The sequence below is a fragment of the Cupriavidus sp. YAF13 genome (assembly GCF_052113425.1).
In the GTDB taxonomy this organism is placed as follows: Bacteria; Pseudomonadota; Gammaproteobacteria; order Burkholderiales; family Burkholderiaceae; genus Cupriavidus.
Window position 1 is genome coordinate 204,239 of record NZ_JBFRDD010000002.1, and the last position, 22,097, is coordinate 226,335.

Below are 22,097 nucleotides of genomic sequence, written 5' to 3' on the forward strand. Positions count from 1 at the left end.
CGAAGGCTGTGACCTTGCTGGATTGTAGGCCCTTCGGTGCACAAATGCAGTCAGTGAATTACCGACTAGGCGCGCTGGCAACAGGCTTGCGCTGACGCGCGCGGCATGCTGGGCAAGCCCCGCCGGCCTTGCGCCGCGGGGCTTTCGGGGAAGTACCGGAAGCATCATGCGGGGCCGTGCCGTGCCGGCGCGTGCTACCCGCAAGGCCTCGATACGGCCTTATTCCGCCGCGATGACGTTGGCAGCCGCCACGACCACGGCGGCAATGCGGCCCACGTCGCGCAGCTGCTGCGCGGTCATGCCTTGCTCGTTCTTGAGCAGCGCATAGTGCGACTTGATGCAGAAATGGCATTTGCCGACGATGGATGCGGCCAGCGCGTACATCTCGAAGCGGCGCTTGTCCACGCCGCCGTGCGTGGCGTATGCATTCATGCGCAGGCCGGCCGGCTGCGTCGCGAGATCCTGGTCGTCGGCCATTTCCACGAACGGGTACCAGACGTTGTTCATGCCCATCAGCGCGGAGGCGGTGAGCACGGCATTGGTTTCCTCGGGCGACAGCACGCCCGCGTTGCGGATCGCGTCGACGATCACGCGGCTCTTGGCGGCAAACGCCGCGGCCAGCGCCACCGCCACCGCATCGTTGCCCTCGAGCGAGGAGCGGGCGATGGTGCCATCGAGGTTCAGGCGGATATCCTTGGCGTAGTCAGGAATAAGGCCTTTAATCGTGCTGAGGAATTCCATACAAATCTCCTATCGGTAAGGTCTCAAAAAACCCGCCTTGGCGGGTTTTGAGGCGCGGGCCGTAGCCCGGCGCGCAGATCGTCACAAATCGCCGGCAATTTCTCACCGGCAGTTTGTGCAGCATGCCAGCGGGTCGACAGCTTACAGCGTGGCACCGCCAACAGTGCGGTTGCACGGGCACAGCTCGTCGGTTTGCAGGCCGTCGAGGATACGCAGCACTTCGTCCGGGTTACGGCCGACGTTCAGGTTGTTCACCGACACGTGCTGGATGACATTGTCCGGATCGACGATGAAGGTAGCGCGCAGCGCGACGCCGGCAGCGCGGTCACGCACGCCGAGCTGGTCGATCAGCGAGCCGGTCACGTCGGCGAATTGCCATTGGTCCAGCTTGTTCAGGTCCTTGTGCTCACGGCGCCATGCCAGCTTCACGAATTCGTTGTCGGTCGAGCCGCCCAGCACGATCGCGTCGCGGTCGGCGAAGTCGCCGTTGAGCTTGGCGAAAGCAACGATTTCGGTCGGGCACACGAAGGTGAAGTCCTTCGGGTAGAAGTAAATGATCTTCCACTTGCCCTCGAACGACTTTTCGGTGATGTCTTCAAAAGCCGACTGGCCGTTCTCTTCATGGTTGTTGAAACCCGGCTTGACGCCGACGACGTGGAAGGCTTCGATCTTGTCACCAACGGTCTTCATAGACTGCTCCTGGATACGGTTGAAGAGAGACGCTCGCGTTGCAAGCCGGGCCATCACCAACGGATAAGACCAGGCTGCCGCGCAACGAACATGGATTATGCGTCATCCCCGGGGGGCGGGGCTAATTGATATTCTCAAAGAGCCCGATAGCCAAGCGCGGGGCGCCGCACATCCGGCAAGCGCGGGCGCCGGCTAGTGATGTTGGCGCCGTCATATTGCCGCGCGATGTCAGCCGCGGTGTTCGCAGCCGCCCTGCCGGAACGGCGAGTCTACCCCAGCAGGGCCGCCCTCGTGAACCTCAGGCAGCCTTGGCCGCGGGCTCGACGTAGGCATGCTGCCGTCCGCCGCGGAAAATCACCAGCGTGGCGATCAGCCCGCATGCAGCGGCAAACATCAGCCACAGGCCAGGCGCGGCCTTGTTGCCGGTGCTGTGGATCAGGTAGGTCGAGATGGCCGGCGTGAAGCCGCCGAACAGGGCCGTGGCCAGGCTATACGCCAGCGAGAAGCCCGCCGTGCGCACCGCGGGCGGCATCACTTCGGTCAGGGTCACCACCATCGCGCCGTTGTAGCTGCCGTACAGGAAGGACAGCCACAGCTCGACCATCAGCAGGCGGCTGAATGACGGCTCCGCCACCAGCCAGGACACCGCCGGATAGGCCGTGAGCAATGTGAGGATGGTGAAGGTCACCAGCAGCGGCTTGCGGCCCACGCGGTCCGACAAGGCGCCCATCAGCGGCAGCCAGATGAAGTTGGACAGCCCCACGCACATGGTGACGATCAGGTTGTCGACATCATCCAGCTTGAGCACGGTCTTGCCGAAGGTCGGCGTGTACGCGGTGATCATGTAGAACGACACCGTTGTCATCACAACCATCATGCAACCGGCCACGATGATGCGCCAGTTCTCCAGCATCGAGCGATAGATCTCGCTGATGCTGGGGCGATGCTTGCGGGTCTTGAACTCTTCGGTTTCTTCCAGCGAGCGGCGGATCAGGAAGAGGAACGGCACGATCAGGCAGCCGATCAGGAACGGAATGCGCCAGCCCCATTCGCCCATTTCCTCGGGCGACAGCATCGAGTGCAGCACCACGCCGAGCAGACCGGCAAAGATCACCGCCACCTGCTGGCTGGCCGATTGCCAGGCCACGTAAAAGCCTTTCTTGCCGGGCTTGGCGATTTCCGCCAGGTACACCGACACACCGCCCAGCTCAACGCCGGCGGAGAAGCCCTGCAGCAGCCGGCCCGCCAGCACCAGCAAAGGTGCGGCCACGCCGATCGACGCATAGCCCGGCACGCAGGCGATCAGAAGGGTGCCGAGCGCCATCAGGACCAGCGTCATGATCAGGCCCTTGCGGCGGCCGTGATGATCGATGTACGCGCCCAGGATGATGGCGCCAAGCGGACGCATCAGGAAGCCCGCGCCGAAGGTCGCGAGCGAGAGCATCAGCGAGGCGAACTCGTTGCCGCTGGGGAAAAACGTCTTGGCGATGGCGGCGGCGTAGAAGCCGTACACCATGAAGTCGTACATTTCCAGGAAGTTGCCGCTGACAACGCGGAACACGGTGCGGAACCCGTGTTGCTGGGAGGGGGAGCTTGACATGTTGCTGGTGTCTCTCGCAGTTGCCGCCGGTTGGTTCCGGCGGCTTGATTTTGATCGGGCGCCAGATGAGGCGGCTTCCCCTTTTTCTGGGAAATGGCCTTGGCTGGGCTTGGTCTTTGGGGGTACTGCTAACGGCGGCAAGTTTGCGCCGGGGGGGCTGTCATTACGCTGTCAAATGGCTTTCAGTTTGATATCAAACGCTGTCGAAAGCCTGTCAGTGGGATGAAGGGGGATGGGGGGATTAGGGTTAGTACGGAGGGGTGTGATTTTGCGGTAACTTGGGGCAACCGTACGTGCGACTGCTTGACGGCAAAGTCAAAAGCTGAAAGTCAAAGGCAACTGCAGTTTCACCTCCCCTGCGGGGAGGTGAAACTGCAGTTGCCTTTGACCTTGAACTTAAGCAGTTGAAGCTGATTTTGCAGTTGCAGTTGCAGTTGCAGCGAGCATATCGCGATCTACGCCCGCCTGAAAAACGCACTAACCACCAACCCGGTTGCCGGCGGCGGCCGATTCGCCAACATCAACCTGCCCCCATTTCGCTGCAAGATCCGATTGACGATCGACATCCCCAGCCCGGCGCCCTTGGCTTCGCTGCGTGCGCCATCGAGCCGGTAGAAAGGCCTGGTCAGCAAGGGCAATTGCGCTTCCGGCACACCGCTGCCATGGTCGGCCACGGTCAGCACGGCTTCCTTGTCTTCGATGCGGGTGCTGATCTCGACCACGGCGACGCCGTTGTCTTCGTCCTTGGCGTAGCGGCGGGCATTTTCGACCAGGTTGTCCAGGATCCGCTGGACTTCCATGCGGTTGGCCACGGCCATGACGGGGTCGCCGGCGCGGACATGGACGCGTACGTCGTCGTGCGCGCCGTAGACGCCGACGGCGTCTTGCACGAGTGCGGACAGGTCGACGGGTTCGACCGTTTCCAGCGCGGGGCGGGCGTAGTTGAGGAACTGGCCGATGATGGCGTCCATCTGTTCGATGTCGGCGATCATGGCCTCGCGCGTGGTGTTATCCACGGGGGACATCTCGGTTTCCAGCCGCAGGCGCGTCAGCGGCGTGCGCAGGTCGTGCGAGATGCCGGCCAGCATGACGACGCGGTCGTCGTCGAGCTGGCGCAGGTCGCGCACCATCTGGTTGAAGCTGTGGTTGGCCTGCGCCACTTCGCTGGCGCCATGCTCAGGCAGGGTGGGCGGGTCGCCGCCGCCGCCGATGGCGCGTGCCGCGTTGGCCAGCCGCTTGAGCGGGTGGTTGACCAGCGACGTGATAAAGGCTGCGCCGATGATCGACAGCAATAGCGCGGCGATGCTCCACCATAGCCACTGGATGCCGGGCACGCGCTCGAACCGTTCGGGGCTGATCGCCACCCAGTAATCGTCGCCCTCGATCTCGAAACTCACCCATACGCCGGGAATGTCGTTCACGGTGGTGGCGATCACGGTCCCTTCGCCTAGCCGGCTTCGAATCTCCTGCTGCACCAGCTGGGTCAGGAAGGGGTTCGTGGTGGGCACGGAGAAATCGTCGTCTTTCTCGCGCGGGTAGACCTTGATGCCCTCGTTTTGCACCAGGTCGAGCAGCAGGAAACGCCGCCGCGCGGGATCGGAATAGAGCAGGGCGGCGCGCGTGAGCTTGACCACGCTGACCACTTGCATGGCGATCTGCTGGGCGCGCGGTGCGCGTTCGAAGAGCCGATAGCTCTGGAACCAGATACCCAGCGAGATCGCCAGCAATAGGGCGATCAGCATGAAGGTTCGCCAGAACAGCGAACCGAACAGGCGCGTAGCCGTGCGGCTGATGACAGTCGCCAAGATGCGCGGCGCCTTACTTCACGCCATCGGGGATGAAGACGTAGCCAAGGCCCCAGACCGTCTGGATGAAACGTGGGTTGCCCGGATCAGGCTCGATCAGCTTGCGCAGGCGTGAGATCTGCACGTCCAGGCTGCGGTCGAACACCTCGTACTCGCGCCCGCGCGCCATTTCCATGAGCTTCTCGCGCGACAGCGGCTGGCGCGGATGCCGGGCGAAGACCTTGAGCACCGAAAATTCGCCGGTGGTCAGGGTGATCTCTTCGTCATTTTTGGTCAGCGTGCGGGTAGCGAGGTTCAGCACGAAATCGCCAAAGGCAAAGGTTTCCGGGGTTTCGGAGGGCGCGCCGGGGACTTCGGCGGGGCCCTTGCGGCGCAGCACGGCGTGGATCCGCGCGATCAGTTCGCGCGGGTTGAAGGGCTTCGGCAGGTAGTCGTCGGCGCCCATTTCGAGGCCGACGATGCGGTCCACGTCCTCGCCCTTGGCGGTGAGCATGATGATGGGCGTCTGGTCGTTGGCGCCACGCAGGCGCCGGCAGATCGACAGGCCGTCTTCACCGGGCATCATCAGGTCGAGCACTAGCAGGTCGAAACGCTCGCGCAACCAGAGCTTGTTCATCGCGGTGGCGTTCTCAGCTACCAGTACGGTGAAGCCCTGTTCGCCAAGGTAACGGCGCAGCAGGTCGCGCAGACGGGGGTCGTCGTCTACGACGAGAATCTTGTGACTGGTATTTTCCATGGCGGTATCTTAGCGACAAACGCTTTCGGTCAAAATGGCTTAACAAAAGGTTACATACTTTACCCCGAGGTATGAAGGCGCGCATCCACCCTGCGTTTAAACTGCCGCATACCGTTTCCGTAGCCACTCCCGCGGGGATTTCGTGGGCGTCCGCCGTGTAGTTCACTGCCATGACGTGGCGAGGCGGGGCTACTGGATGTCCGGCTTCCGGCGGTCCTGTAACCACCGTTTCCGAAGCCAAAACCGCCATTATCAATGAAAGTCACCCGCAAGCGCGCCGGGCATACCTTTTCCCGTGCCGGCGCGACTGTTGCGCTGTTGCTTGCCGCTAGTGCGGGCTACCCGCAATCGCCCGGCATGGCGCATTTGTTCCCGGGCGCCGGCAAGCCAGCAGGCCGCGAGGCCGCCCCGCGTAACGAGCGCGAGCGCTACAGCCGCGATGAGGCGCGGGCGCGCGCCGGAAAGTACCGCGCCGAGCGTGACATGAACGAGCACCTGCCTCACGCATCCCCGAACGACAAGCTCTCGCCCGACGAGCGGCGCAAGCTGCGCCAGAACCTGTACGAACTCGGGCGGGAGATGTACCAGGGCGGCTAGGGACCAGGCGCGCACACATGCGTGCAGCTTGACACGATGCGCGGCGAGCGCGTATCGGCGTCCGTCCTACTTCAGCCCCATAGCCCCATAGCCCCATAGCCCCATACCGCATAGTCGCTTAGCCGCCTGGCCTCACGGCAGGCCGGCGTGCGGCACTTCGACTTCCGTCATCAGGATATGGCCCAGGCGCGAAGCGCGCCGCTGCGCTTCGTCGAAGTTCGGCGCGGCGGCCAGGAACAATGTGGTGCCGCGCGGGCCACCCAGGGCGGCTGCGAAGATGCCCGTCCCGCAGGCAATTTCCTCATCGATGTGCCCGCCCGGCATTACCCGCAATACGCGATTGCCGATGGCGTCAGCCACCCAGAGCGCACCTTGCGCATCTTGGGCGCACCCGTCCGGCGCCACCTTCGCGCCGCCCAGCACCTCGCCGAGTTCCGATCCGGCCGGCTGGTTGCCGAAGCGTGCCCAGTCACGGCGCGGGCCCAGCGAGCCATCCGCGTGCAGATCGAAGGCCGAGATGCGATTGCCCAGGGTCTCGCCGACCACCAGGGACTTGCCGTCCGGCGTGATGACCGAGCCGTTGGGGAAGAACAGGCCATCGGCCACCACGGTCACCGAGCCATCCGGGTCGACCCGCGCCAGGCTCGCGGTGCGCATCGGGGCACCGGCCATCAGGTCAAAACCGAAATTGCCCACATAGGCGCGGCCGTACTGGTCCACCACCATGTCGTTGAGGTGCCCGCTGGCCACGCCGGACAGGTCGGCATGTACCACGAGGCTGCCGTCCGGCTCGCGGCGCAGCAGCTTGCGGTCGCGCATGGAGACGATCAGCAGGCGCCCGTCCGGTAGCCATCCCATGCCGGATGGCTGCTGCGGCACTTCGGCGATCTGTTCGACGGCGCCATCCAGGCTCACCGCTATCACCCGGTGGGTATAGAAATCCGACAGCCAGAGCCGGCCATCATGCCAGCGCGGTCCTTCCAGAAAGGTGTGTCCCTCCGTCAGGACCGATAGTTCGCGGTGCGCCATGCGGTGTCTCCGTTGTGATCTTTCGATCTTGTGATTGGTGGCCTACATCCAATACGATTTGTGCCGGGACCGCAAGCGCGCCGCGGTGGGGGTCAGGCGCGTGGCTGGAAATGCCGCAGGAAGTCGACGAAGACCTCGGCCGCGAGCTGAGCGTCGTCGGCCGTGATGGTTTCCAGCGGGTTATGGCTGATACCGCCGTTGCCGCAGCGCACAAACAGCATCGCCACGTCGGTCATGCGCTGCATCATCATGGCGTCGTGGCCGGCGCCCGAGGGCAGCTCGAACGCGTCCAGCCCGCGCTTTTTGAGCACCGCGCCGAACTGATCCATCAGCCAGCGCGCACAGGGCGCGTTGTTGACCGGCGTCACCCGTTCCACGCCGGCGCTGAGGCCGCGACGCTCGGCGATGGCCTGGATGCCGGCCACGATGTCGGCAATGGCGGCCTCGCGGATGCTGTCTTCACCCGCACGGATGTCCATCGAGAACACGCATTCGGCGGGGATGACGTTGCTCGACCCGTTCGGCACCTGCAACTGGCCCACCGTGCCAACCAGCGTAGGCACCTGCCCACAGCGCTGCTCTACCAGCAGCACCATCTCGGCCGCCGCCGCGGCGGCGTCCTTGCGCAGGGTCATGGGCGTGGTGCCAGCGTGGCTGGCCAGGCCCTCGACGCGGACCTGGAAGCGGCTACTGCCGGCAATCTGCGTGACCACGCCAAGCGGCAGGCCGTGGTGCAGCAGGACCGGGCCTTGCTCGATATGCACTTCGACAAAGCCATGCAGGGTGGCGGGGTCCACCGCCGCGGCGCGCAGCGCATCGACACCGCCCGCACCCGGCAGGCCAGAGGCGGCCAGGGCTTCGCGCAGGGTCACGCCGTCGGTGTCGGCACGATCCAGCAGGGCGGGGTCGAAGCGGCCGGCCAGCACGCTGCTGGCCAGGAAGCTGGTCTTGAAGCGCAAGCCTTCTTCCTCGGCAAAGCCCACGACCTCGAAGTGATAGGGCAGGCGGATGCCGGCCGCGTTGAGTGCCCCAACCACCGCCACGGGCAGCAGGATGCCTAGGCGGCCGTCATAGCGCCCGCCGTTGCGCACGGTGTCGAAGTGCGAGCCCGTCATCAGCACGCGCGCGCCGTCGCCCACGGCAGGATCGGCGGCGTAGCGGCCGATCACGTTGCCGATGGCGTCGATGCGGACCTGCATGCCCGCCGCCTCCATCCACGCCACTAGCTGGGCCTGCGCCGCGCGGTGGGCCGGGGTCAGGTAGGCGCAGGTCAGGCCGCCTTCCATATCCGAGAAGCGGGCCAGCGCCGCGGCCTGGTCGAGAATGGTCTGGCCAAGCGGGAGGAGGGGGGAGGCGGATCGGGTCATGGCAGCTCGGGTGGCTCAGGCAGTGAATGCAGTGAAAGCTGGTAGCGATGCAAAAGGCAGGACGTGGCGTTCAGCGGTTGCGCATCCACGTTTTCCACGCGATCCAGAGCTTGCGCATGGGCGTGAGCGAAATGCGCTGGTTCAGCACTTGGAACTCACTCCCCTCCAGCTCGTCGAGCAGCGTCTGGTAGATCGCGCCCATGACCAGTCCGGCGCGCTGGGCGCGGCGGTCGGCAGTGGGCAGCAGCGCCAGCGCCTCGCGGTACAGCGTGCGGGCCTGCTCGGCCTGGTAGCGCATCAGCGTGACGAAACGATCGGAGTGCGTGGCCTGGTTGATCTCGGAGACTGGCACCTGGAAGCGCTGCAGCGTGTTGACCGGCAGGTAGATCCGGCCACGCCGGGCATCTTCGCCCACATCGCGCAGGATATTGACCATTTGCAGCGACAAGCCCATCTTTTCCGCGTACTCAAGCGTGCGCGGATCCGTCTGGCCGAGGATGCGGGCGCTCATGGTGCCGACCACGCCGGCCACGCAATGGCAATAGCGCGTGAGCGCGATGTCATCCAGGTAGCGCGACTGGTTGAGGTCCATCTCCATGCCTTCGAGCACTTCGTTGAACATCGGCTGGGTCAGCCCATAGGCTTGCACGTGCGGCTGCAGCGCCTTGGTCACGGGATGGGTCGGCGCGCCGTTGAACATCTGGGCGAGCTCATTGCGCCACCAGGCCAGCTTTTGATAGGCCACGCTGGCGTCTTGCGTGTCGTCCACGACATCGTCGACCTCCCTGCACCAGGCATAGAGGGCGGTAATGGCCTGCCGCCGCTCGGGCGCCAGGAACAGGAAGCTGTAATAGAAGCTGGAGCCGCTCTGCGCGGCTTTCTCTTGGCAATACTGATCGGGCGTCACGCCAGGCTCGGGTCGGTGAAATGGGGGGCTATGGGGGGCTTTATGCCTGCGCTGTCGCCGCGGCAACCTGGCCGGCGCGCGGTGGCCGGTGTGGCGAGTTGGCGCGATGCGCTAGCCAGGGGGCCTGCGCCAAGCGCCGCGATTTCCAGTCGTCAAGCCATTCCACGGCGGGTGGCAAGGCAGCGCGGGCGACGCGCGGAATTGTAACATCGCGCTCCCGGCCGCAACGGCCGTGGGCGAGAGCGCCGCCGCGCACTTCGGCCCGCGCGGATATCCGGCGCTGCGGCATTCGGCCGCGCCCGGCGCGATTCCTGCGCCCGACTTGGGATCCACGGTGGGTGGCCTGTTTGAAAAGTGCGTTTCCGGGATCCCCCTTCGCGTGCCATTTGACGCTTTCGGCTTCACGCCGTTACATTACTGACCGGCGAGTTATTAATCGCCGCCGCTCCGCGCCGTGCCTGCCGCAGTGCAAACCGTGCCAACAGTGCCACCGATCTAACGCTTAACTCATGCCAGTGCCTTATCCCGGGCCGGAAGTTGCGGCCATCGAAGTGCCTTTTTCCACGCTTTCCAGCGCGAACGCGTTCTCGGCCGGTTTGCGCATGCGCGGTCGCGGCGCGTTGGTGACCCTGCTGCTGCTCGGCGGGCTGGCGCTGGCGGGTTGCAGCCGTCAGGCAGAAAAGGCGCCGGAGATCCGCCCGGTGCGCCTGATGCAGCTGCAGCCGGGCGCAGGCAAGACGGAGTACGAGTTCTCGGGCGATGTGCGGCCCCGGATCGAGTCGCGGCTAGGCTTTCGCGTGGGCGGCAAGATCGCCGCGCGCCTGGTCGACGTGGGCGCCACCGTGCGCAAGGGCCAGCCGCTTGCCCGGCTCGATCCCACCGACCTTGGCCTGGCGGAAGCCGGTTCGCGGGCCCAGTACGACGCGGCCAAGACCGATCGCGACCTCGCCGAGGCTGATCTGAAGCGCTACAACGAGCTGTTCGCCAAGAAGTTCATCAGTGCGGCCGAGCAGCAACGCCGCCAGGCCACCTTTGACTCGGCCGCCTCCCGCCTGCGCCAGGCCGAGGCGGGGCTGCGCAACCAATCCAACCAGACCGGCTACGGCGTGCTGACCGCTGACGCCGATGGCGTGGTGACCTTGATCGAAGCGGAAGTTGGCCAGGTCGTGGCCGCCGGCCAATCGGTCGTGCGGGTGGCGCAAACCGCGGAGAAGGAGGTCGCGGTTGGCTTGCCGGAGGATCAGGTCGAGCGCCTGCGCGGCATCTCCGACGTCACCGTGCGCACCTGGGCCGAGCCCGGCCGGCCGCTGCCGGGCCGCGTGCGCGAGATTTCGCCAATGGCCGACCCGGTGACGCGCACTTACGCGGCGCGCGTCAGCGTGCCCAATCCGCCGGCCGATTTTAAGTTCGGCATGACCGCCGTGGTCACCTTCACCCGTACCGGCGACGATGCCGCGCTGCGTGTGCCGCTTTCCGCGCTGCTGCAAAAGCAGGGCAGCAACCAGGTCTGGGTGTACGACGCGGCAACGGGCGCCGTGCAGCCGGTCAACGTGACATTGGGCGAGCTCCAGGGCAATGAGATCCAGGTCAGGCAGGGGCTGTCGCCCGGCCAGACCATCGTCACCGCGGGCGTGCACCTGCTCAAGCCCGGGCAGAAGGTCAAGCCGCTGCAGGCCGTGGCGCCCACGCCGGCCGCGCGCAACTAAGGCGCCGGCATGGATCATTCCCGTTTCAACCTGTCCCGCTGGGCCCTGGAGCACCAGCCGCTGACCCGTTACCTGCTGGTGGTGCTATTGCTGGGCGGGCTCTTTGCCTTTTTCCAGCTCGGTCAGGACGAAGATCCGCCTTTCACCTTCCGCGTGATGGTGGTGCAGGCATTCTGGCCCGGCGCCACCGCCGAGCAGATCGCGGTGCAGGTCACCGACAAGATCGAGCGCCAGCTGCAGGAAGTGCCCTACGCCGACAAGATCCGCAGCTTCTCCAAGCCCGGCGAGACCACGGTGATCTTCCAGCTCAAGGACACCGCGCCGGCCAAGGACACCGCCCAGATCTGGTACACCGCGCGCAAGAAGGTCGGCGACATCGCGCAGACGCTGCCGCCGGGCGTGCGCGGGCCGTTCTTCAATGACGAGTTCGGCGACGTGTACGGCTCCATCTACGCGCTCTCGGCCGACGGCTTCAACTACAAGGAGCTGCGCGAGTACGCCGACCTGGTGCGCCAGCAACTGCTGCGCGTGCCGTCCGTCGCCAAGGTGTCGCTGATCGGGCTGCAGGACGAAAAGGTCTACATCGAATTCAACCAGGCGCGCTTTGCCCAGCTCGGGCTGGACATCAATGCGATCGCCGACCAGATCTCGCAGCAAAACAGCATGACCGCCAGCGGCGTGCTGGTGACCCCGGGCGATAACCTGCAGGTGCGCTTGTCGGGCCAGTTCGCCAACGTGGCCGACCTGGAGAACCTGGTGCTGCGCGGCCCCAACGGCATTGCCAATATCCGCCTGGGCGATATCGCCCATGTGTACCGCGGCTATGTCGATCCGCCGGCCAGCAAGATGCGCTTCCAGGGCAAGGAGGTCATCGGGCTGGGCATCTCGATGGAGCGCGGCGGCGACATCATCGCCATGGGCAAGAGCCTGCGTGCCGCGATGGATGGTTTGCGCGGGCAGCTGCCGGTCGGCATCGAGCTGGACCAGGTGCAAAACCAGCCCGAGGCCGTGGAGCGGTCGGTGGGCGAGTTCGTGCACGTGCTGATCGAGGCCGTGGTGATCGTGCTGGGCGTGAGCTTTGTCTCGCTCGGGCTGCATACCAAGCCGCTGCGCATCGACGTGCGCCCGGGCCTGGTGGTGGCGCTGACCATTCCGCTGGTGCTCGCCGTCACGTTCCTGTTCATGAACATCTTTGGGATCGGCCTGCACAAGATATCGCTCGGGGCGCTGATCGTGGCCCTGGGGCTGCTGGTCGACGACGCCATCATCGCGGTGGAGATGATGGTGCGCAAGCTGGAGGAGGGCTTCTCCAAGATGGAGGCCGCCACCTTCGCCTACACCTCCACCGCCATGCCGATGCTGACCGGCACGCTGATCACCGCCGCCGGCTTCCTGCCGGTGGGGCTGGCGCGCTCCACCGTGGGCGAGTACACCTTCGCCATTTTCGCCGTGACCGCGATGGCGCTGGTGCTGTCGTGGCTGGCCGCGGTCTACTTCACGCCCTACCTGGGCTACCTGCTGCTCAAGGCGCGGCCCGCCGGCGAGGGCGAGCAGCACGAGGTGTTTGACACGCCGTTCTACAACCGCTTCCGCCGCTTGGTGCACTGGTGCGTGACGTGGCGCAAGACGGTGATCGCCATCACGCTGGTGGCCTTTGGCCTCGGCCTCTACGCCTTCAAGTTTGTGGAGAAGCAGTTCTTCCCGGACTCGAGCCGGCCGGAGCTGATGGTGGAGCTGTGGCTGCCGGAGGGCACCAGCTTTGCGCAGACCGAGGCCGAGGCCAAGCGCTTCGAGGCCGCGCTGCGCGGGGACCGCGAGATTGCCAGCCTGACCACCTTCGTTGGCAGCGGCGCGCCGCGCTTCTACCTGCCGCTGGACCAGATCTTCCCGCAGACCAATGTGGCGCAGGTGATCGTGATGCCGGCCGAAGTCGCGCTGCGCGACCGGGTGCGCCAACGCGTGGTGGACCTGCTGGCGCGCGATTTCCCGCAGTTGCGCGGCCGCGTCAAGCTGCTGCCGAACGGCCCGCCCGTGCCCTATCCGGTGCAGTTCCGCGTGATCGGGCCGGACGCCGCCGGCGTGCGCAAGCTGGCTGATGAGGTCCGGGCGGTGATGAGCGCCAACCCCAACACCGTGGGGGTCAACGACAACTGGAACGAGAACGTCAAGGTGCTGCGCCTGGACATCGACCAGGACCGCGCGCGCGCGCTCGGCGTCAGCACTACCGCGATTGCGCGGGTGACCCAGACCGTGCTGACCGGCGTGGCGGTGGGACAATACCGCGACGGCGACAAGCTGATCGATATCCTGATGCGCGCGCCGCGCAACGAGCGCGACGCCATGTCCGACCTGCAGAACATGCAGGTGCCCACCGCCAACGGCCGCGTGGTGCCGCTGACCCAGGTCGCGCGCATCGCTTTTCGCTCCGAGCCGGGCGTGATCTGGCGCGAGAACCGCGACTTTGGCGTGACCGTGCAGGCCGACGTGGTCGAAGGCATCCAGGGCCCCACCGTGACGGCGCAGATCAATCCCAAGCTGGATAAGCTGCGCGCGCAGTTGCCGGCGGGCTACCGCATTACGGTGGCCGGGGCGGAAGAAGAGAGCGGCAAGGCCGGCGCGTCGATCGCCGCGCAGCTGCCGCTGTGCATCTTCCTGATCTTTACGCTGCTGATGCTGCAGTTGCACAGCTTCTCGCGCTCGCTGATGGTGTTCCTGACCGGGCCGCTTGGCCTGATTGGCGCCGCCGCCACGCTGCTGCTGCTGAATGCGCCGATGGGCTTCGTCGCGCAGCTCGGCATCACCGCGCTGCTCGGCATGATCATCCGCAACTCGGTGATCCTGGTCGACCAGATCGAGCAGGACATCCGTGCCGGCGAGCCGGTGTGGGATGCCATCGTCGAATCCGCGGTGCGGCGCTGCCGCCCTATCATCCTGACCGCGGCAGCGGCCGTGCTGGCCATGATCCCGCTGTCGCGCTCCGTGTTCTGGGGGCCGATGGCGGTCGCCATCATGGGCGGGCTGGTGATTGCGACGGCGTTGACGCTGCTGTTCCTGCCGGCGCTGTATGCGGCCTGGTTCAGGGTCAAGGCGCCGGAGCCGGGCGGGGCGGTGCTGGCACGCTGAGCGCGCGCCCGGGCGTGCCCTGGCGGCAGAACCGCCGGGCACGCTCCCTATCTCACATCAGCTCGAAGCTGACATCCTGCGCGCCTTCCCACAGCACCTTGGTGCCCAGCGCGCGCAGGTTCTCCTTGCCTTCCACGATCGTCAGGAAATGGTTGCCCGCCAGCTGGCCCATCTTGCTGGCAAAGCAGCAGCTCCCATACGCCAGGATGATCTCGGTCTCGCTGTAGCCACCGGGATAGAACAGGATGTCGCCGACCGAGGGGTGGCTGGTGTGGTTCTCGAAATCCACGCCCAGCTTGAACTCGCCCAGCGGGATCCAGCAGCCTTCGCCGCTCCAGCGCACATGGATCAGCTTTTGGCGGTAGGGCAGCAGCTTGGTGAAGGCCGCCACGGTGAGGGGGGCGTCGGGATGGGTTTCGGCGACGAACTGGTAGCCGCCGGCGGTAATGCGGATCTTGGCCATTCAGGCTCTCCTGGGGAAATCGGGGTGGTCGTTCAACTTAGCGCGGCGACCAGCTTTTCGGCAAATGCGATCAGGCTGCGGTCGCTGCCGGCCGGGCCCATCAGCGAGATGCCTAGCGGTGCGCCCGCGCGGCCGGCCAGCGGCAGGCTCAGGTGCGGGAAGCCGGACAATGGTGCCAGGCACAGCGTTTGCGCCGACAGGTTGCGGTAGGTCTCGAGTTCCTCGCCGGCGGCGTCGGACAGCGGGGCAATGTCGGGCATGGTCGGCAGGATCAGGATGCCGTCGTTGCCAAGCAGCGCCGCCAGATGCGCGGTAAAGGCGCGGCGAATCGCGCTGGAGGCTTCGAACCGGGCTTCGGTGACGCCCTTGGAGAACGCGAACCGCGCGGCCACGTCGGGGCCGAGCTGCAGGCCGTATTGCTCGATCATGGCGCCGTCGGTCTGCCAGGCTTCCCAGCCCTGCACGTAGCGGAAGGCCCACCAGATGTCTTCCAGCGGGCGGTCCGCCACCGTGACGGGCGAGGCCTTGCCGAAGACGGCCTCGATGCCGCCGACCACCGGCAGCAGTGCGTCCAGCGCGGGGGCGGTGGGCAAGCGGAACAGGTCTTCGGCCAGCAGCAGGCGCGGGCTGGCGGGCAGGGGCCGGGGGTCGCTGCCGAGCAGCACGCCGGCCACGCGGGCGAAGGTGCCGATGTCGCGCGCGAAGAAGCCGCAGGTATCAAGGCTGTCGCACAGCGCCAGGGTTTGCGCCAGCGAGATCCGGCCAAAAGTGGGGCGGATGCCGAACAGCCCGCAGTGGCTGGCCGGCGCGCGCACCGAGCCGCCGGTGTCGGTGCCGAGCGCGAAGTCGCAGAGCTTGTTGGATACCGCCGAGGCCGAGCCGGAGGACGAGCCGCCGGTGATGCGCCCAGGCGCCGCGCCGTTCACCGGCGCGCCATAGTGGGCATTCTTCCCGTTCATCGAGAACGCCAGCTCATCCGTATGGGTCTTGCCGATGAAGGCCGCGCCGGCATCCAGTAGCCGCTGCACGGTGGGCGCGGTGGTGGACTTGATGCCCGACATGGCCAGCACATGGGGATTGCCGCCGCCGGTTGGGTAGCCGGCCACGTCGAACAGGTCCTTGGCGGCGAAGGTCAGGCCGGCGAGGGGGCCGCTGGCCGCATTGGCGACGGGTGCGTCAGGGTAGGGGAGGAAGGCGTGGGAGGGATGGCTGGCCAGGGTCATGGATGCGGGTAGCGGTGAAAGTGAAGGCTAGGGTAGCAATCAGTAAAGGCGATATTGGCACGGATTGCACGGCATGCACTGCATGTGCCGACATGCCGCGGCGTCACGGCGGGTTGACAGCGCTTACGCCAGCGCCTCGGCATGGGCGACAGGCTCGCTGGCCAGCACACAGCTCACGCTATGCCCGCCACCCAGCGCGGTAGCCCCCGGCACCGCCTCCAGGCATTGCGCGCGCGCGTGCGGGCAGCGCGGGGCAAAGCTGCAGCCCGGCGGCAAGGCCGACAGATCGGGTGGCGAGCCGGCGATGGTCTGCAGCCGCTGGCCGCGGTCCATGCCGTGCTGGCGGCTTTGCAGCAGCGCCATCGTATAGGGATGGCGCGCGGCGCGCAGGATGGTACGGATCGGGCCTTCCTCGACGATGCGCCCGCCGTACATCACGGCGACGCGGTCGGCGATTTCCACAGCCGCGCCGATGTCATGGGTGACGAACACGATCGACAGGCCGAGCTCGCGTTGCAGCTCGCGCAGCAGGATCAGCACCTGGATCTGCACGGTGGCGTCCAGCGCGGTGGTCGGCTCGTCGGCCAGCAGGACCTTGGGGTTGGCCGACAGCGCCAGCGCGATCATGGCGCGCTGGCGCATGCCGCCGGACATTTCGTGCGGATAAGCCGCCAGGCGCCGCTCCGGGCTGGGAATGCGCACGGACTCCAGCGCGCGCAGCGCACGCTGGCGCGCCTCGGCCGCGGACACACGGGCGTGGGTGCGGATGCATTCGATGATTTGCTGGCCGATCGTGTAGACCGGGTCCAGCGCCAGCAACGGTTCCTGGAACACCATCGCCACCTTGCCGCCGCGCAGCCGGGCGAGGCCGCGGCCATCGAGGGCGGTGACGTCGGTGCCATCAATGCGGATCTCGCCTTCCATGCGGGTGCGGCGCGGCGGATGCAGGCGCATCAGCGCGCGCAGCGTCACGCTCTTGCCGGAGCCGGATTCGCCGATCAGGGCGAGCGTTTCGCCGGCCGCCACCTCAAGCGACACGCCACTGACGGCGCGAATGGTCTTGCCGCCGCCGGAGAAGGTCACGCGCAGGTCGCGCACCGACACCATGGGGGCGGCTGCCTGCGGTTCGGTGCTGTGGTTGGGTGCGGTCACGGGTACGTTCAGGGGTACGTTCACGGGTGCATTCACGATTTGGCCCTCAGGATGCTGCAACGAGCGGGCTGGCGGCCGCGGGCATCTGCCGGCTGTGGCCGCCGTCCGCGTTAGCCATCAGGCAGGCCACCGGATGCCCCGCCAGCGCTTCGGACAACTGCGGCGCACGGCGCGAGCAAATGTCCTCCGCCATGGCGCAGCGCGGATGGAAGGTGCAGCCGGATGGCGGGTTGATCGGGTTGGGCGGGTCTCCCGCCAGCGGCGCGACCTGGGTGCGGTGATCCGGGTCCATTGCCGGCATCGAGGCCAGCAGCGCACGCGTGTAGGGATGCGCGGGGTTGGCATAGAGCGTTTCGGTGTCACCCACTTCCACCACCTTGCCCAGGTACATCACCATCACGCGGTCGCACAGGTAGCGGATCACGTTCAGGTCGTGGCTGATGAACACGTAGGTGAGGTCGAACTCGGCCTTGAGGTCGAGCAGCAGGTTGAGCACCTGTGCCTCCACCGATTTGTCCAGCGCCGACACGGCTTCATCGAGGATCACCAGGCGCGGGCGCAGCACCAGCGCCCGCGCGATGTTCACCCGCTGGCGCTGCCCGCCGGAGAGCTCGTGCGGATAGCGCCCGGCAAAGCGCGCCGGCTCCAGGCCCACGCGGTCCAGCAGGGCACGTGCCCGCGCGCTGGCTTCGGCCGCGTCGATGCCGTGCACGCGCGCGGTAAAGGCGATGGATTCCTCGATGGTCAGGCGCGGATTGAGCGAGGAGTAGCTGTCCTGGAACACCATCTGCACCTGGCTGCGGTAGCGCTTCATCGGCAGCTGCGCCGATCCCACGCCCAGCGCATCGAAAATCAGCTCGCCGCTGTTTTGCGCGATCAACTGCATCAGCAGCCGCGCGGTGGTGGACTTGCCGCAGCCGGATTCGCCGACCACGCCCAGCGTTTCGCCCTTTCTCACCTCGAAGCTGACGCCGTCGACGGCGCGGACTTCGCCACCGCTGCGCCAGGGTAGTTTCGACTTGAGCGGGAAGTGCTTGATCAGGTCGCGCGCGATCACCAGCGGTTGCGCGGGGCCGCCGACATCGGTGTTGGCCAATGCATCGGGTACCGTGTCTTGCAAGGTTTCCATCATGGCATCAGTCCTTGATTTCCATCGCCGAGCGAATGCCATCGGCGAGCAGGTTGAAGGAGATCGAGGTCAGGAAGATCATGGCGCCGGGCAGGGCGGCAACCAGCGGCTGCGTATAGATCGCCGTGCGCAGCGTGTTAAGCATCAGGCCCCATTCCGGCTCGGGCGGCTTGACGCCGAGGCCGAGGAAAGACAAGCCCGAGGCCAGGATCATCGACACCGAGATCAGGCCGGTGGCGTAGACAAAGATCGGCCCCAGCACATTGTTGAGCACGTGGGCCCGCACGATGGTCAGCGACGACGCCCCCGAGGCGCGCGCCGCATCGACGAACTCGCGGTTGCGTACCTGCGTGGTCACGCTCTCCGCCACGCGCACGATCTGCGGCACGAACACGATGGTGAGCGACAGCAGTGCATTGCCGACGCCTGCGCCGAGCGTGCCCGACAGCGCGATGGCCAGCAGCACCGAGGGGAAGGCGTACAGGATGTCGACCAGCCGCATGATCACGGTATTGGTCCAGCCGCCGGCATAGCCCGCGACGATGCCCAGCGCGCTGCCGATCACAAAGGCGATCAGCACCGGCGTGATGCCCATGAACAGCGACAGGCGCGCGCCCAGCATCAGGCGGGACAGCAGGTCACGCCCCAGTTCGTCGGTGCCAACCAGGTAGTGCTCCGTGCCGATCGGCTTGAGGCGCTTCATGATCGAGGCGGCATACGGATCGGCCGGCATCAGCACGGGTGCGAAGATCGCCATCAACACCAGCGCCAGCAGGATCAGCGCGGCCAGCATGGCCAGCTTGTTGCGCAGCAGGCGTTTGCCCACCGTGGCCCAGTAGCCAGGCGAGCGCTGCACGACGGGCACAAGGGCGGGCTTTTTCAGAGTCATTTCCATGGGGGCTCCCGGGTTTCCTTGATGGCGTCAGTTGCGCTGGATGCGCGGGTCGAACAAGGTCTGCAGTGCATCGACCAGCAGGTTCAGCAGCACGAAGAACACGGCGAGCACGAGGATGGTTCCCTGCAGCAGCGGAAAGTCGCGCTGGAAGATCGCCGAGTTGAGCAGGAAGCCCGTGCCGGGCCAGGAGAACACCGTCTCGATCAGGATCGAGCCGCCGAGCAGGTAGCCGAGCTGCAGGCCCATTACCGACAGTGCGGTGGGCGCGACGTTCTTCAGCACATGGCGGAACACCGCCAGCTCCGACAAGCCGCGTGCCTTGAGGCCGACGATGAATTCGTTCGAGAGGATTTCAGCCACGAGCGCGCGGATGGTGCGCGCCACGATGCCCATCGGGATCACCGACATCGTCACCGCCGGCAGCACCATGTACTGGATATGCTCCCAGTTCCATGCCCAGTCGCTGGAGCCACCAGGGCCGGCGCCGGTGGCGGGCAGCCAGCCGAGGAACACGGAGAACACGATCACCAGCACCATGCCCAGCCAGTAGTGCGGCATGCTCACGCCGAAGACCGACAGGAAGGAGGCCGTGCGGTCCGCCGCGGAATCGCGGAAGTAGCCCGCCACGAAGCCGAACAGGCAGCCGAAGGTAAATCCGATCAGCGTGGCCACCGCGGCCAGCCGGACCGAGTTGATCACCGCCGTCATCACCTCGCTCATCACCGGGCGGTTGGTGGCGATGGACGTGCCCAGGTCGCCGTGCAGCGCGCGGGTGAGCCAGTGCAGGAATTGTTCGAGGAAGGGCTTATCGAAGCCATAGAGCGCGGTGAGCTGGCGGCGCAGATCCTCGGAGGCGTCGGGCGGCAGCACCGACACCAGCGGGTCGCCTGGCGCGATATGGACCAGCGAGAAGCAGAGCAGGGCGACCCCGAGCAGGATGGGGATCGCGTAGACGATGCGGCGGAGCAGGTAGAGCATGTTCGTGGCCGGGGGGGAGGCGAGCGTTGCCTGCCGTGGTTTCTCGGGGAGCCAGGCCGATGCATGCCGGCCTGGCATCTTCTGGATTGCGGTGCGCGTGGCCGGCCCGGGACCGGCCACGCGCGCTGGCCGCTTGGTGCACGGCCTAGTGCACGGCCTAGTGCACGGCTTAGTGCTCGGCTCAGTGCTCGGCGTGTAGCACGCCTCAGTCCATCGACATGGTGGCGATGTCGATAAACCAGCTCTGCGGCTGCACCACGCCCTTGACCTTCCTGGAGATCGCGCGTGGGCCTACGTCATGCGCGATCAGCACGAACGGCGCTTCTTCCACGATGCGGGCATGCAGCTTGGCCAGTGCCGTGTCGCGCGCCTTTTCGTCGAAGGATGTGCGCGCCGTTTCGATCAGCTTGTCGAACTCCGCGTTGCCGAAGTAGCCCCAGTTGTTCGAGACCGGGGGCTGCGTCTTGGTGCTGACAAAACGGACCATGGCAAAGAACGGGTCCATCGCCGCAAAGCTTACGTTGATGGCGTTGGCGCCATGCGCGCTCGGGTCCTTGGCGCCGATGCGCCAGTTGGTGAACAGCGTGTTCCACTCGACCACGTCAAAGTCGACGTCGATGAAGCACGCTTTCAGGTTCTGCTGCACATACTCGTTCATCGGCAGCGGCTGCATCTGGCCGGAGCCCGAGGCCGACACCTGCACCTTTACCTTCATCGGCTTGGCGGCCGAGTAGCCGGCCTCCTGCATCAGCTTGCGCGCGGCGTTGGCGTCGTACTTGATATCGAACGTGGGGTTGCCCCACCACGGGTTGCCCTTTTCGACGATGCCTTTGGATTCAGCCATGTAGCCGCCCAGCAAGGTCTTCAGGCCCTCGCGGTTCACGCACAGGTTGGCCGCCTGGCGCACGCGCTTGTCGAGCCAGGGCGATCCGGGCGCGAACGACAGCTGCCACGGCCACATATGCGGCTGGGCATTGGCGTAGACCTCAAAGCCGCGGCTCTTGATCTGCGCCACGGCATCCGGTGCCGGCGCCTCGATCCAGTCGACCTGGCCCGACAGCAGCGCGGCGGTGCGAGCGTTGGCCTCCGGCATCGGCTGCATCACCACCTTGTCGATCTTGGGCACGCGCTTGGCGTCCCAATACTGCGCGTTCTTGACCATCTCCAGGCGCTCGCGCGGCACGAAGCGGCTCATCTTGAAGGGACCGGTGCCCGAGGCATCGGCGGCAAAGGCCACCCAGGCTTGCTTGGAGCGCTCGGCCGGATCGCTCACCGAGGCCGGTACTGCTGCCAGCTTCTTGTCCCACTGTGTGGGCGAGGCCATGAACAGGTTGCTCAGGTTGTAGGGCAGGAAAGAGTCCGGCTCCGACGTAACCAGCTCCACCGTGAGGTCGTCGATCTTCTTGGCCGAGCGCAGCGTTGGCATGCGCGAGGCGGTCACGCCAACCTGGCTGGGGTCGAACTGCCTGGCGGTCTTGTCGAGCACCTTGCCCACGTTCCACACCACGGCGTCGGCGTTGAACGGCGAGCCGTCATGGAATTTCACGCCGGGGCGCAGCTTGAAGATCCACCTGGTCTTGTCCTTGGCATCGACCTTCCATTCCGTGGCGAGGTCGGCAATCAGCAGGCTGGGGCCGTTGGCCTTGGACAGGTCCCACTGGGTCAGCCCGTCGTACATCGGGATGCCGGTGAAGCGGTTGCCTTCGAAGCCCTGGTCGGGCTGGCCCAGCGTGCGCGGGATGTCCGCGGCGGTCATGCCGATGCGCAGCACCTTCTCGGCCATCGCGGTGCCCGGCAAGGCGAGGATCGAGACGGCGGTGATCGCTGCAGCGGCGGCGATGGACTTCAGGCCGGGTTTCACGCTTCTTACTGAGTCGGAAGAGAAAACGGTCACGGGCAAAGCTCCTGGGTGGGGGGAAGGGGAGACGGGAGCAGTTAAGCAAGTCATATGCCAGT

The 22,097-nt window shown here is 66.2% G+C and carries 18 protein-coding genes; 3 read left to right on the plus strand and 15 right to left on the minus strand.

Translation table 11 applies throughout. The annotated features are described in order from the left end of the window. Positions 1-219 precede the first annotated feature (219 nt). From AB4061_RS02925 to ompR, 5 genes are all read right to left on the minus strand, one after another. Entirely contained in the window at positions 220-741 is a 522-nt protein-coding gene (locus AB4061_RS02925; protein WP_006155913.1) for a carboxymuconolactone decarboxylase family protein, read from the minus strand. Between the two features lie 141 nt (positions 742-882). Continuing rightward, positions 883-1,431, minus strand: a complete 549-nt coding sequence (locus tag AB4061_RS02930; RefSeq protein ID WP_441630735.1) for a peroxiredoxin — start codon at positions 1,429-1,431, stop codon at positions 883-885. Between the two features lie 298 nt (positions 1,432-1,729). Next, complete coding sequence (locus AB4061_RS02935; RefSeq protein WP_441630737.1) at positions 1,730-3,031, minus strand: MFS transporter; 1,302 nt, start codon at positions 3,029-3,031, stop codon at positions 1,730-1,732. Positions 3,032-3,486: 455 nt separating this feature from the next. Continuing rightward, on the minus strand, positions 3,487-4,836 hold the full coding sequence (locus AB4061_RS02940) for a sensor histidine kinase (RefSeq protein ID WP_150990620.1): 1,350 nt from the start codon (positions 4,834-4,836) through the stop codon (positions 3,487-3,489). A 13-nt stretch (positions 4,837-4,849) separates the two neighbouring features. Further along, a complete protein-coding gene (gene ompR / locus AB4061_RS02945) occupies positions 4,850-5,572 on the minus strand; it encodes an osmolarity response regulator transcription factor OmpR (protein WP_006576352.1) in 723 nt (240 codons plus the stop codon). A gap of 255 nt (positions 5,573-5,827) precedes the next feature. Here ompR and AB4061_RS02950 point away from each other — a divergent pair, with 255 nt between their 5' ends. Next, on the plus strand, positions 5,828-6,169 hold the full coding sequence (locus AB4061_RS02950; protein ID WP_441630739.1) for a hypothetical protein: 342 nt from the start codon (positions 5,828-5,830) through the stop codon (positions 6,167-6,169). A gap of 132 nt (positions 6,170-6,301) precedes the next feature. On the opposite strand, the gene AB4061_RS02955 is transcribed toward AB4061_RS02950, so the two are convergent. The 3 genes from AB4061_RS02955 to hpnD all read right to left on the minus strand — a co-directional run bounded on the left by AB4061_RS02955 (position 6,302) and on the right by hpnD (position 9,472). Next, a complete protein-coding gene (locus tag AB4061_RS02955; protein ID WP_441630741.1) occupies positions 6,302-7,198 on the minus strand; it encodes an SMP-30/gluconolactonase/LRE family protein in 897 nt (298 codons plus the stop codon). 92 nt (positions 7,199-7,290) lie between these two features. Then, on the minus strand, positions 7,291-8,565 hold the full coding sequence (locus AB4061_RS02960; RefSeq protein ID WP_441630742.1) for a Zn-dependent hydrolase: 1,275 nt from the start codon (positions 8,563-8,565) through the stop codon (positions 7,291-7,293). A gap of 70 nt (positions 8,566-8,635) precedes the next feature. Further along, positions 8,636-9,472: a presqualene diphosphate synthase HpnD gene (gene hpnD, locus AB4061_RS02965; RefSeq protein WP_441630744.1), complete on the minus strand. Its 837-nt coding sequence runs from the start codon at positions 9,470-9,472 to the stop codon at positions 8,636-8,638. Between the two features lie 509 nt (positions 9,473-9,981). Between hpnD and AB4061_RS02970 the strand changes: the two genes are divergently transcribed. Together AB4061_RS02970 and AB4061_RS02975 are read left to right on the plus strand one after the other, a co-directional pair. Then, positions 9,982-11,178 carry an efflux RND transporter periplasmic adaptor subunit gene (locus AB4061_RS02970; protein ID WP_441630746.1) on the plus strand — a complete coding sequence of 399 codons (1,197 nt, stop codon included), beginning with the start codon at positions 9,982-9,984 and terminating at the stop codon, positions 11,176-11,178. Positions 11,179-11,187: 9 nt separating this feature from the next. After that, the gene (locus AB4061_RS02975) at positions 11,188-14,301 is read left to right on the plus strand and encodes an efflux RND transporter permease subunit (protein ID WP_441630748.1); all 3,114 of its coding nucleotides are present in this window, start codon (positions 11,188-11,190) and stop codon (positions 14,299-14,301) included. A gap of 52 nt (positions 14,302-14,353) precedes the next feature. Here AB4061_RS02975 and AB4061_RS02980 read toward each other — a convergent pair whose 3' ends face one another. The 7 genes from AB4061_RS02980 to AB4061_RS03010 form a co-directional block, all read right to left on the minus strand. Further along, the gene (locus AB4061_RS02980; protein ID WP_441630750.1) at positions 14,354-14,764 is read right to left on the minus strand and encodes a DUF3830 family protein; all 411 of its coding nucleotides are present in this window, start codon (positions 14,762-14,764) and stop codon (positions 14,354-14,356) included. A gap of 32 nt (positions 14,765-14,796) precedes the next feature. Further along, positions 14,797-15,987, minus strand: coding sequence for an amidase (locus AB4061_RS02985; RefSeq protein ID WP_441630752.1), 1,191 nt, complete (start codon positions 15,985-15,987; stop codon positions 14,797-14,799). Positions 15,988-16,110: 123 nt separating this feature from the next. Continuing rightward, on the minus strand, positions 16,111-17,094 hold the full coding sequence (locus AB4061_RS02990; RefSeq protein ID WP_441630906.1) for an ABC transporter ATP-binding protein: 984 nt from the start codon (positions 17,092-17,094) through the stop codon (positions 16,111-16,113). 91 nt (positions 17,095-17,185) lie between these two features. Beyond that, positions 17,186-18,268, minus strand: a complete 1,083-nt coding sequence (locus tag AB4061_RS02995) for an ABC transporter ATP-binding protein (protein ID WP_441630908.1) — start codon at positions 18,266-18,268, stop codon at positions 17,186-17,188. A 7-nt stretch (positions 18,269-18,275) separates the two neighbouring features. Then, positions 18,276-19,163, minus strand: a complete 888-nt coding sequence (locus tag AB4061_RS03000; RefSeq protein ID WP_441630754.1) for an ABC transporter permease — start codon at positions 19,161-19,163, stop codon at positions 18,276-18,278. Between the two features lie 27 nt (positions 19,164-19,190). Beyond that, positions 19,191-20,141, minus strand: a complete 951-nt coding sequence (locus AB4061_RS03005) for an ABC transporter permease (RefSeq protein WP_183031677.1) — start codon at positions 20,139-20,141, stop codon at positions 19,191-19,193. 205 nt (positions 20,142-20,346) lie between these two features. After that, complete coding sequence (locus tag AB4061_RS03010) at positions 20,347-21,924, minus strand: ABC transporter substrate-binding protein (protein ID WP_441630910.1); 1,578 nt, start codon at positions 21,922-21,924, stop codon at positions 20,347-20,349. Between the last annotated feature and the right edge of the window lie 173 nt (positions 21,925-22,097).

Excerpts from the sequence above, each read along its gene's own strand:
- AB4061_RS02925 (WP_006155913.1), bottom strand. The coding sequence starts at position 741 with ATGGAATTCCTCAGCACGATTAAAGGCCTTATTCCTGACTACGCCAAG.
- AB4061_RS02930 (WP_441630735.1), bottom strand. The coding sequence starts at position 1,431 with ATGAAGACCGTTGGTGACAAGATCGAAGCCTTCCACGTCGTCGGCGTC.
- AB4061_RS02935 (WP_441630737.1), bottom strand. The coding sequence starts at position 3,031 with ATGTCAAGCTCCCCCTCCCAGCAACACGGGTTCCGCACCGTGTTCCGC.
- ompR (WP_006576352.1), bottom strand. The coding sequence starts at position 5,572 with ATGGAAAATACCAGTCACAAGATTCTCGTCGTAGACGACGACCCCCGT.
- AB4061_RS02950 (WP_441630739.1), top strand. The coding sequence starts at position 5,828 with ATGAAAGTCACCCGCAAGCGCGCCGGGCATACCTTTTCCCGTGCCGGC.
- AB4061_RS02955 (WP_441630741.1), bottom strand. The coding sequence starts at position 7,198 with ATGGCGCACCGCGAACTATCGGTCCTGACGGAGGGACACACCTTTCTG.
- AB4061_RS02960 (WP_441630742.1), bottom strand. The coding sequence starts at position 8,565 with ATGACCCGATCCGCCTCCCCCCTCCTCCCGCTTGGCCAGACCATTCTC.
- AB4061_RS02970 (WP_441630746.1), top strand. The coding sequence starts at position 9,982 with ATGCCAGTGCCTTATCCCGGGCCGGAAGTTGCGGCCATCGAAGTGCCT.
- AB4061_RS02975 (WP_441630748.1), top strand. The coding sequence starts at position 11,188 with ATGGATCATTCCCGTTTCAACCTGTCCCGCTGGGCCCTGGAGCACCAG.
- AB4061_RS02980 (WP_441630750.1), bottom strand. The coding sequence starts at position 14,764 with ATGGCCAAGATCCGCATTACCGCCGGCGGCTACCAGTTCGTCGCCGAA.
- AB4061_RS02985 (WP_441630752.1), bottom strand. The coding sequence starts at position 15,987 with ATGACCCTGGCCAGCCATCCCTCCCACGCCTTCCTCCCCTACCCTGAC.
- AB4061_RS02990 (WP_441630906.1), bottom strand. The coding sequence starts at position 17,094 with ATGGTGTCGGTGCGCGACCTGCGCGTGACCTTCTCCGGCGGCGGCAAG.
- AB4061_RS02995 (WP_441630908.1), bottom strand. The coding sequence starts at position 18,268 with ATGGAAACCTTGCAAGACACGGTACCCGATGCATTGGCCAACACCGAT.
- AB4061_RS03000 (WP_441630754.1), bottom strand. The coding sequence starts at position 19,163 with ATGGAAATGACTCTGAAAAAGCCCGCCCTTGTGCCCGTCGTGCAGCGC.
- AB4061_RS03005 (WP_183031677.1), bottom strand. The coding sequence starts at position 20,141 with ATGCTCTACCTGCTCCGCCGCATCGTCTACGCGATCCCCATCCTGCTC.
- AB4061_RS03010 (WP_441630910.1), bottom strand. The coding sequence starts at position 21,924 with ATGGCCGAGAAGGTGCTGCGCATCGGCATGACCGCCGCGGACATCCCG.